This is a genomic window from Castellaniella sp., assembly GCF_049671645.1.
Lineage (GTDB): Bacteria > Pseudomonadota > Gammaproteobacteria > Burkholderiales > Burkholderiaceae_B > Castellaniella.
This window is the reverse complement of sequence record NZ_JBATVG010000008.1, coordinates 146,274-155,617: the sequence shown is the minus strand read 5'-3', so window position 1 is coordinate 155,617 and position 9,344 is coordinate 146,274. Positions and strand designations below refer to the sequence as shown.

General features: G+C 66.8%; 10 protein-coding genes. All 10 read right to left on the bottom strand.

Going from position 1 to position 9,344, the window contains the following annotated elements; genetic code table 11:
• Window positions 1–173: 173 nt before the first annotated feature.
• Window positions 174–1,637, bottom strand: a complete 1,464-nt coding sequence (locus tag WBG56_RS03090; protein ID WP_424265124.1) for an Nramp family divalent metal transporter — start codon at window positions 1,635–1,637, stop codon at window positions 174–176.
• 198 nt (window positions 1,638–1,835) lie between these two features.
• Entirely contained in the window at window positions 1,836–2,471 is a 636-nt protein-coding gene (locus tag WBG56_RS03085; RefSeq protein ID WP_424265122.1) for a Maf family protein, read from the bottom strand.
• Complete coding sequence (gene pyk, locus WBG56_RS03080) at window positions 2,471–3,913, bottom strand: pyruvate kinase (RefSeq protein WP_424265120.1); 1,443 nt, start codon at window positions 3,911–3,913, stop codon at window positions 2,471–2,473. Before pyk ends, WBG56_RS03085 begins: the two co-directional genes overlap by 1 nt.
• A gap of 9 nt (window positions 3,914–3,922) precedes the next feature.
• Window positions 3,923–4,393, bottom strand: coding sequence for a 23S rRNA (pseudouridine(1915)-N(3))-methyltransferase RlmH (gene rlmH, locus WBG56_RS03075; RefSeq protein ID WP_424265118.1), 471 nt, complete (start codon window positions 4,391–4,393; stop codon window positions 3,923–3,925).
• Entirely contained in the window at window positions 4,390–4,785 is a 396-nt protein-coding gene (gene rsfS, locus WBG56_RS03070; RefSeq protein ID WP_424265116.1) for a ribosome silencing factor, read from the bottom strand. Before rsfS ends, rlmH begins: the two co-directional genes overlap by 4 nt.
• Entirely contained in the window at window positions 4,782–5,399 is a 618-nt protein-coding gene (gene nadD, locus WBG56_RS03065; protein WP_424265145.1) for a nicotinate (nicotinamide) nucleotide adenylyltransferase, read from the bottom strand. The genes rsfS and nadD overlap by 4 nt, the downstream gene beginning before the upstream one ends.
• On the bottom strand, window positions 5,399–6,301 hold the full coding sequence (gene hemF, locus WBG56_RS03060; protein WP_424265114.1) for an oxygen-dependent coproporphyrinogen oxidase: 903 nt from the start codon (window positions 6,299–6,301) through the stop codon (window positions 5,399–5,401). The genes nadD and hemF overlap by 1 nt, the downstream gene beginning before the upstream one ends.
• A 21-nt stretch (window positions 6,302–6,322) precedes the next feature.
• Window positions 6,323–7,621 carry a phosphoribosylamine--glycine ligase gene (gene purD, locus WBG56_RS03055; RefSeq protein ID WP_424265112.1) on the bottom strand — a complete coding sequence of 433 codons (1,299 nt, stop codon included), beginning with the start codon at window positions 7,619–7,621 and terminating at the stop codon, window positions 6,323–6,325.
• Entirely contained in the window at window positions 7,618–8,349 is a 732-nt protein-coding gene (locus WBG56_RS03050) for a YebC/PmpR family DNA-binding transcriptional regulator (RefSeq protein ID WP_424265110.1), read from the bottom strand. The genes purD and WBG56_RS03050 overlap by 4 nt, the downstream gene beginning before the upstream one ends.
• Before the next feature lie 55 nt (window positions 8,350–8,404).
• Window positions 8,405–9,319: a DMT family transporter gene (locus WBG56_RS03045; protein ID WP_424265108.1), complete on the bottom strand. Its 915-nt coding sequence runs from the start codon at window positions 9,317–9,319 to the stop codon at window positions 8,405–8,407.
• Window positions 9,320–9,344 lie beyond the last annotated feature (25 nt).

Sequence of the window (9,344 nt, the reverse complement as noted above, 5' to 3'; positions counted from 1 at the left end):
CTGTGAAAGTAGGTCATCGTCAGGCTTTTATACCGCAAAGCCCCTGCAGAGTCTCTCTGCAGGGGCTTTGTCTTGGGTAAAACCAAAGCAAGACCAACGATATCGCCCGCTGCGCAACCGCGCGCCGTGGGCCCCCACGGGCCGCCTGCAGCAGGCGGCCTTGGACGCCACCCCTAGAACAGCTTCCCGAGCTGGTCGATCAGCAGATAGATCGAGAAGCCGCCGTAGAACACCACGGCCCACAGAATGGCCGCATAGCGCACGCCGGTCAGGCCGATGGCGCGGGGCAGCATGCAACGGTTCAACTGAATCAGCAGGACCGAATACACGAACATCACCAAGCCGTTGAGCGCCGAGGCGATCACCAGCAACAGCAGCGGCTGGCTGACGCCGGACAGCAGGATGATCGAGCCGAATGCCACCATCAGCCAGACGACCAGGAAGTACAGGCGGCTTTCCGACCAGGTCTTGCTGTCGCGTAGCCAGTTGTTCTTGGCAATGTCGGCGACGATGCGGCCGATCATGTCCAGCACGGTCAGGTTGGTGGACAGCAGCACCACGACGCCGGTGAACCAGAAGGCCGGCCCGACCCAGCTGCCGACCTTTTCGTTCAGGGTTTCGCCCAGCAGGCGCACGAAGTCGAAATTCTTCGCCTCGCCGCCGACCCCGAGGTAGGTGTAGGCCAGCATCATGAACAGCAGGATGGCGAGCAGGCCCAGCACGAAGAAGGTGAGAAACTGTTCACGGTCGGCGACGCGCCACCAGCCGCGCCAGCGCTTCATATTGGCTTCGTCCTGGGGGAAGAAGTGGCCGATGGCCGCGCCGGTGGTTTCCTCGCCAGTGATGGGCGAGACGATTTTGGGGAGCAGCGCCCCCATGCCCATGCCTTTGTCGCGCACCCAGTTCGATTGAGCCAGGTTCATGACGCCGCCGGCGCCGGCGAAGGCGATGGCCCCCAGCAGCAATGCGATGGGCAGTTTGCCGATGGCCTCGGGGATCTGGGGGACTTCAGTGGTGAAGCCGGACACCAGCGCGGACCAGGATTCGCCGGTCAGCAGCCCGAAGATAATGTAGATCATGAAGATCACGATCAGGGCCACCAGGAAGAACTGGATTTTCTCGACCGTCTTGTAGACCACCGGGGAGACCGTCAGGATGATGCCGATCAGGACCAGGGAAGCGATGGTGATCGGAATGACCGCGCCTTGGGACAGGCCGAAGGCGTAGGTCAGCGCCGTGGAGCTTCCGGTGGCCCAGCCCGGCCACATCCAGGGAATCACCGCCATGATGATGAACAGCCAGCTCCAGGGCTTCCACAGGCGAGTGAAGCCGGTGACCGCGGTTTCGCCCGTTGCCAGGGTATAGCGGGTGATTTCCATGTTCAGGAAATACTGGGTCAGAATGCCGATGGTGGCCAGCCAGACCAATGCCAGGCCGGTCTGGGTCGAAATGTACGGCCACAGGACGAATTCACCGGACCCGATCGAGCCCGCCAGCAGCAGGACGCTGGGGCCGATGACTTTCTTGAGGGGCAGGGGTTCGGGCAGGTCGCGGTATGTGACGGGGGGCAGATTGCCGCTGCGGATTTCAGAGGCGGTCTGGCCGGATGCGGCGGGACTGACAGCTGGGTCAACCATGTGCAATACCTCTTTGGAAGGCAAGATGTTTGCAACGATGGCCCTGCATGCAGCCACGGCCATCACCGGAGCTTGCGATGTTCAGCAAGTTGTCAGCACATGCTAGGAGACGAGACCGGGCAGGTCAAGGATGCAGCTGGAAATCGAGGGATAACCCGAGGCTTGACGGTGAGGCCTGTCGGGGGCCCCGGGATGCGCCTAGCGGGAGGTCCCGGCCTGTCGCAGCAGCTGCGTGGTTTCATGAGCGGGCAGGCCCATGACGCCGCTGTGGCTGCCCGACAAGTGCGTGATGAAGGCGGCGGCGCGGCCCTGGATGGCGTAGCTGCCTGCTTTGCCGAAAGGCTCGCCGCTGGCGCAATACTGCTGGATCTCGGTGTCGGACAGTTCCTGGAAGCTGACCAGGCTGATCTGGCAGGCTTCCAGCAGGCGGCCGCCCGAGGCCAGCGCGACGGCGGTGTGCACCTGGTGCGTGCGGCCCGATAAACGGCGCAGCATGGCGGCGGCGTCAGCTGCATCGACCGGTTTGCCCAGCACGTCGCCGTCCAGGATGACGGTGGTGTCGGCGCACAGGATGGGGGCCTGCATCCAGTCTCCGGGCCAGGCGGAGGGGATGTCGGCGGGATGCCCGCCGCCGGCCAGCCAGGCCACCGCCTGGCGCGCCTTGTCCTGGGCCGTGCGCCGGACGTAGTCCGCCGCGGCCTCGCCCGGCAGGCGGGGTTCGTCTTCGCCTTCGGGCGCGGGCACGCGCAGGATGCCGTGGGCAATGCCCAATTGGTCCAGGATTTCGTGTCGGCGCGGGCTGGCCGAAGCCAACAGGATGAAGGCGGGAATCATCAGGCGACGCGCAGGATCTTCAGGCCGTTGGTGCCGCCGCTGTTGCTGTAGAAATCGCCTTTGGTCAGGATGATCCAGTCGCCGGCCTGCAGCAGGCCGCGCTGGCGCAGGACGTCGATGGCGGCTTCGCTGACCTCGGAGGGCGGCAGCGCCGCCGCATCGAAGGGCACGGTGTAGACCCCCCGGAACAGGGCGGCCCGGCGCTGGGTCGCCACGTGGCGGGTATAGCAGTAGATAGGCACCCCGGAGCGGATCCGGGACATGATCAGCGGCGTGTGGCCGCTTTCGGTCAGGCTGATGATGGCCTTGATGCCCGGAAAGTGGTTGGCCGCGTACATGCTGGCCAGCGCGATGGTTTCGTCGCAGCGCGAGAAGGTTTCCCCCAGGCGGTGGTGAGACTTGATGCTGGTCGGTTCCTGTTCGGCCCCCAGGCAGATGCGGGCCATGGCCTGGACGGCCTCGACCGGATAGTGCCCGGATGCCGATTCCGCCGACAGCATGACGGCGTCGGTGTAGTCCAGCACGGCATTGGCCACGTCCGACACTTCCGCGCGCGTCGGGATCGGGCTGGAGATCATGGATTCCATCATCTGGGTAGCCGTGATGACCAGCTTGTTCAGGGTGCGCGCATGCTGGATGATCCGTTTCTGGATGCCGGCCAGGCGGGCGTCGCCGATTTCCACGCCCAGGTCCCCCCGGGCGACCATGACGCCGTCGCTGGCCCGGATCAGGTCGTCCAGGGCCGCGTCGTCGGCGACGGCCTCGGCGCGTTCGATCTTGGCGATGATCCAGGCGGTGCTGCCGGTTTCCCGCACCAGGCGCCGGGCCTGTTCCATGTCGGCCCCGGAGCGGGGGAAGGATACTGCCACGTAGTCCAGTTCCAGCTCGGCGGCCAGGAGGATGTCCTGGCGGTCCTTGTCCGTCAGGCTGGGCGCCGAGATGCCGCCGCCGCGCCGGTTGATCCCCTTGTTGTTGGACAGGGCGCCGCCCACCACGACCACGGTGTGGACGGCCGTCTCGTCGACGGACGTGACCTGCAGGATGACGCGGCCGTCATCCAGCAACAGTTCGTCGCCGGGGGCGCAGTCCTGCACCAGCGGGGGGTACTCGATGCCGACAATGGCCGCCGTGCCGGCGTCCAGCGGGTGCCGGATGGACAGGGTGAACGGGTCGCCCGCGCGCAGTTCGATGGCGCCGTCGAGAAAGCGGGCGATGCGGATCTTGGGACCCTGGAGGTCGCCCATGATGGCGACGTGGCGGTCCAGCCGGTCCGCGATGGCGCGCACCAATCGGACGCGTTCCCGGTGGTCGTCCGCCGAACCGTGCGAGAAATTCAGCCGGGCCACGTCCAGGCCGGCCTGGATCAGGGCCTCGATGCGTTCCGGACTGGAGGTCGACGGCCCCAGCGTGGCGACGATCTTGGTGCGGCGGCGGGCGGTCATGGCGGATCCTTAATCGCGGTGGTAGGGATGCCCGGACAGGATGCTCCAGGCGCGGTAGAGCTGTTCGGCCAGCAGGATGCGGACCATGGGGTGCGGCAGTGTCAGCGAAGACAGGCGCAGCGTCTGGCGGGCGGTTTGTTTCAGCGCGGGATCCAGGCCGTCCGGCCCGCCGATGACGAGGGCGACGTCCTGGCCGCCGGCCCGCCAGTCCTCCAGGTGATGCGCCAGGTCGCGGGTGCTGACGTCGCGCCCGTGTTCGTCCAGCATGACCCGCCAGGCGGGTTCGTGCAAGGCGGATTCGATGCGCTGAGCCTCGGCTTGCATCAGTTGGGCGGCGGTCTTTCCATGGGTGCGGGGTTCCGGCCGGATCTCGTGCAGTTCGATGGCGCAGTCGCGCGGCATGCGTTTGACGTAGTCCTGCCAGGCGTCCTGCACCCAGGCCGGCATGCGGGTACCTACGGCGTAGATGCGCAGTTTCATGCCTCGGGGAGGTCGTCGTCGAAGTCCGAGGCCTGAGCAGGCCCGGTAGGCAGCAGCCTGACGCGCACCGGCTTGGCGCCCCAGATTTCCTCCAGGTTGTAGTAGCTGCGGATGGCTGGCTGCATGCAGTGCACGACGATGTCGCCCAGATCGATCAGCACCCATTCGCCGGTGTCCTGGCCTTCGAAGGCCACGACTTCCAGGCCCTGTTTCTTGGCCTGTTCGGCCACGTGGCTGGCGATGGCGCGCGTTTGGCGGTTGGACGTGCCGCTGGCGATGATGACGCGGTCGAACAGGCCGGTCAGGCCCGTGGTGTTGAAGACCTTGATGTCCTGGGCCTTGGTGTCTTCCAGGGCGTCGATGACGAGGCGTTGCTGTTTTTGCAGATTCATGGCGTTCGGGAACTGTCCGGGGAAAGAGCCGGACGTTGATAGAGCTGGTGAGTACGAATGTAACCCAGCACCAGCGGGTCGAGTTGCGATTCGGGCAGGCGTCCCTGGATCAGTTCCTGGCGAATGGTCGAGGCGGAGACGTCCAGGGGGGGAAAGGGAATGCGAACCAGGCCATCGGGCGCCAGCGCCAGCGCCAGTTCGGCGGGCGGGGTCGGCGAAGTGCCCGGGCGTTGCGCCACGGCCAGGCGGACGTGTTGGAGGATGTCGCGCCAGCGGTGCCAGGTGCAGAAATTGGCCAATTGGTCGGCCCCCAGAATCCAGGTGTAGCGGGCGGTGCGGGGGAGAGCCGCCAGGGTGTCGATGGTATAGGTGGCGCCGGGACGCTGCAGTTCGATGGGGTTGATGCGCAACCGCGGGTCGTCGCCGCAGGCCAGCCGCAGCATGGCCAGCCGGTGTTCGGGCGCCGCGCCCAACTGGCCGCGCTGCCAGGGGCGGCCCGCGGGCAGGAGCTCGACGTAGGCCAGCGACAGGGTCTGGCAGGCTGCCCGGGCCAGGGCGATGTGCGCCCGGTGGACCGGGTCGAAACTGCCGCCGAGCAGGCCGACCTGGGGTATTACAGCCATGCGCGGGGTTTCAGGTAGTCGGCCAGGGCGGCTTCGGCCGAACCGGGTTCCGGCGTCCAGTCGTAGCGCCATTGCGCGATGGGCGGCATGGACAGCAGGATGGATTCGGTGCGTCCCCCCGACTGCAGGCCGAACAGGGTGCCGCGATCGTAGACCAGGTTGAATTCGACGTAGCGCCCGCGACGGTAAGCCTGGAAGCCGCGTTCCCGATCGCCATACGGGATCTGGCAGCGGGCCTGGACGATGGGCACGTAGGCGGGGATGAAACAGTTGCCGACGGATTGGGTCAGGGCGAAGCAGGCGGCGAAATCCGGGGTGTTCAGATCGTCGAAGAACAGGCCGCCCACCCCCCGGGTTTCCTGGCGGTGGCGCAACAGGAAATAGTCGTCGCACCAGGCCTTGTAGCGCGGGTATTTGTCGGCGCCGAAGGGGGCCACGGCATCGTGGCAGACCTGATGGAAATGGCGGGCGTCGTCCTCGAAGGGATAGTAGGGGGTCAGGTCCAGCCCGCCGCCGAACCAGAAGACATCCTGTTCCTCGCCGCTGCCGTGGGCGACGAACAGGCGCACGTTCATGTGCGTCGTGGGGACGTAGGGATTGCGGGGGTGCAGCACCATGGAGACGCCCATGGCCTCCCAGCTGCGGCCGGCCAGCTCCGGACGGTGGGCGCTGGCCGATGGAGGCAGGGTGTGGCCGCGCACGTGGCTGAACAGCACCCCGGCGCGCTCGAACACCGTGCCGTTCTCGCAGTAGCGGGTCAGGCCGCCGCCGCCTTCGGGGCGGGTCCAGGGGTCGCGGCCGAAGCGGGCGCCTTCCAGGTCTTCAAGGGCGTCGACGATGCGCGTCTGCAAGTTGGAAAAGGTCTCGTGGACGTGGTCGACGGGGACGTGCATGCGGGCTCCGTGGGCGGATGATCAATCGTGCCGTTTGTTGCTGGCCAGAGCGCGCCAGCCGATGTCGCGGCGGAATTGGCGGCCTTCGAACAGTGTCTGGTTGACGGCGTCGTAGGCGGCCTGCTGGGCGCGGCGGATGGAATCCGCCAGCGCCGTGACGCACAGGACACGGCCGCCGCTGGTGCGCAGTTGCCCGTCCTGGATGGTCGTGCCTGCATGGAAGGTCACGCAGGTATCGGTGTCGGGCGCCAGGCTGGTGATGGCATCGCCCTTGCGCGGGCTGTCGGGGTAGCCGGCCGTCGCCAGCACCACGCCCACGGCGGTGCGTCGGTCCCAGTCGATGTCGGCCTGATCCAGGGTGCCGTTCAGGGCGTGTTCCAGGGTTTCCGTGAAGTCGCTTTTCACGCGCAGCATGATGGGCTGGGTTTCAGGGTCGCCCATGCGGCAGTTGAATTCCAGCACCTTCAGCGGGCGGGTGGCGTCCGGCCCCTGGCCGATCATCAGCCCGGCGTACAGAAAGCCGGTGTAGGGGATGCCGTCGCGCGCCATGCCCTGGATGGCCGGCTGGATGACTTCGCGCATGATGCGATTGTGCAGGGCGGGTGTGACCAGCGGGGCGGGGGAATAGGCCCCCATGCCGCCGGTATTGGGGCCGGCGTCCGCGTCCTGCAGGCGTTTGTGGTCCTGGCTGGTGGCCAGCGGCAGCACGTGGTGGCCGTCGCACATGACGATGAAGCTGGCTTCCTCGCCGTCGAGGAATTCCTCGATGACGACGCGGGCGCCGGCGGCGCCGAAGGCCCCATCCGCGCCCAGCATGTGGTCGATGGCCTGCAGGGCCTCGTCCTGGGTCTGGGCCACGACGACGCCCTTGCCGGCCGCCAGGCCGTCGGCTTTGACGACGATCGGGGCGCCCTGGGCCTGGACGTAGGCCTTGGCCTGTTGCGCGTCTGTGAAGGTCTGGTAGGCCGCCGTGGGGATGCCGTGGCGCTGCATGAAGGCCTTGGCGTAGTCCTTGGAGCTCTCCAGCTGCGCAGCCGCCCGGGTGGGGCCGAAGATGCGCAGGCCGGCCGCCCGGAAGGCGTCCACGATGCCCGCCGCCAGAGGGGCTTCGGGGCCGACCACCGTGAAGGCGATTTTTTCGTCGCGGGCAAAGGCGATCAGCGCGTCGGTGTCCTGCAGCGGCAGGTTTTCAAGCAGCGCCGCGTGGGCCGTCCCGCCATTGCCGGGCGCGACGTAGATCTTCTGCACCCGGGGGGACTGGGCCAGGCGCCAAGCCAGGGCGTGTTCACGGCCGCCCGCGCCGATCACCAGCAGTTTCATTCGATGTCGTCCATGACGGCCGTGGTGTAGACCTCTTGCACGTCGTCCAGGTCTTCCAGGAGATCAATGATTTTCTGCATGCGCTCGGCGTCTTCGCCGGTCAGTTGGACTTTGGACAGCGCCTTCATGACGACGCCGTGGATCTCGGCTTCCAGGGCGGCGGCGTCGAAGGCCTGCTTCAACGCGGTGTAATCGCCCGGTTCGCAGGTGACCTCGATCACGCCCTCGTCGTCGGACTGGACGTCGTCGGCGCCGTTCTCCAGGGCGATATCCATCACCTGTTCCTCGGACGTGCCCGGGGCGAAGATGAACTGGCCGCAGTGCTTGAACATGAACACCACGCTGCCGTCCTGGCCCAGATTCCCGCCGTGCTTGACGAGCGTGTGGCGGACTTCGGACACCGTGCGCTGGCGATTGTCGGTCATGCAGTCTATGACCAGGGCCGCGCCGCCCACGCCGTAGCCTTCGTAGCGGATTTCTTCGTAGTTGGTATCGTCGCCGCCGCCTGCGCCGCGCTGGATGGCGCGCAGGATGTTGTCCTTGGGCATGTTGGCGGCGGTGGCCTTGTCCCAGGCCAGACGCAGGCCCGGGTTGGCGTCGGGGTCGGGGCCACCGGCACGGGCGGCCACGGTGATTTCACGGATGATCTTGGTCCAGAGCTTGCCGCGTTTGGCGTCTTGACGCCCTTTGCGGTGCTGGATGTTTGCCCATTTGCTGTGTCCGGCCATAATGTGTCAACTAGGATAAAACAGGGAATCGAGCATTTTAACCGCTTGGGGCGCATCAGTCCGGCGAGGGCGCTTTGGGCGGCGTGGCGCTTGCTGGGGCCATGGCCGGATCGGGTTCGGGGGGCGCTCGGCGCAGGCCCGACCAGACGATGGCGCCGATGATCAGGGCGCCGCCCGCCAGGGCGCGGGCGGACGGGTACTGGGCGAACAGAAGGGCTGCAAACAAAATGGCGTAGACGGGTTCCAGCGCGATGACGATGCCGGCGGTGCGCGCCTTCAGTCGCGCCAGACTGGATACCAGCAGGGCGTGCGACAGGGCGGTGCAGAAGACGCCCAGCACGAAGATCCACAGCCAGTCCAGCGGCCGCAGGGTCGTGAATTCCCGGAAGCACCATGGCAGGGTCAGGGCCGCGACGACCAGGTTTTCCCAACAGGCCAGCTCGCGTCCCGGCATGTGGCTGACGGCCTTGCGGTTGGCCAGCGTGAACAGGGCGAAGGCCAGGCCCGACAGTACGCCCCAGGCCAGGCCGATGGTAGCCTGGTCTCGGAAGTCGAAGGACGGCGTCACCAGGACCAGGCCCAGCGTGACCAGCCCCACGACCAGCCATTCGGATGGCCGGGTGCGTTCGTGAAACAGCAGGCCTTCCAGCACGGTGATGAAAGCGGGGAAGCTGGCAAAGCCCAGGGTGGCGATCGCGATGCCGCCGACCTTGACGGCAATGAAGAAGCTGATCCAGTGGATGGCCAGCAAGATGCCGGCCGCCCCCAGGGCGGGCCAGGATCGGCGCTGCGGCAGGGAGATGCGGTGTCCGGCGTGGCCGATGAACAGCAGCAGGGCGGCTGTGGCGAACAGGGCCCGGCCCGCCGTGATGAGCGTGGCGCTGGCCTGGATCAGTTCGCCGAAGATGCCGGTCAGTCCAAAGAGGAGTGCCGTCAGGTGGATGGCGAACTGGGCTTGGCGGGAATTCATGCTAGTCTGATCAGGTTCGGCAATA

What these genes read in the sequence shown, in the direction of transcription:
- WBG56_RS03090 (WP_424265124.1), bottom strand. Translation starts at nt 1,637, where the DNA reads ATGGTTGACCCAGCTGTCAGTCCCGCCGCATCCGGCCAGACCGCCTCT.
- WBG56_RS03085 (WP_424265122.1), bottom strand. Translation starts at nt 2,471, where the DNA reads ATGATTCCCGCCTTCATCCTGTTGGCTTCGGCCAGCCCGCGCCGACAC.
- pyk (WP_424265120.1), bottom strand. Translation starts at nt 3,913, where the DNA reads ATGACCGCCCGCCGCCGCACCAAGATCGTCGCCACGCTGGGGCCGTCG.
- rlmH (WP_424265118.1), bottom strand. Translation starts at nt 4,393, where the DNA reads ATGAAACTGCGCATCTACGCCGTAGGTACCCGCATGCCGGCCTGGGTG.
- rsfS (WP_424265116.1), bottom strand. Translation starts at nt 4,785, where the DNA reads ATGAATCTGCAAAAACAGCAACGCCTCGTCATCGACGCCCTGGAAGAC.
- hemF (WP_424265114.1), bottom strand. Translation starts at nt 6,301, where the DNA reads ATGCACGTCCCCGTCGACCACGTCCACGAGACCTTTTCCAACTTGCAG.
- purD (WP_424265112.1), bottom strand. Translation starts at nt 7,621, where the DNA reads ATGAAACTGCTGGTGATCGGCGCGGGCGGCCGTGAACACGCCCTGGCT.
- WBG56_RS03050 (WP_424265110.1), bottom strand. Translation starts at nt 8,349, where the DNA reads ATGGCCGGACACAGCAAATGGGCAAACATCCAGCACCGCAAAGGGCGT.
- WBG56_RS03045 (WP_424265108.1), bottom strand. Translation starts at nt 9,319, where the DNA reads ATGAATTCCCGCCAAGCCCAGTTCGCCATCCACCTGACGGCACTCCTC.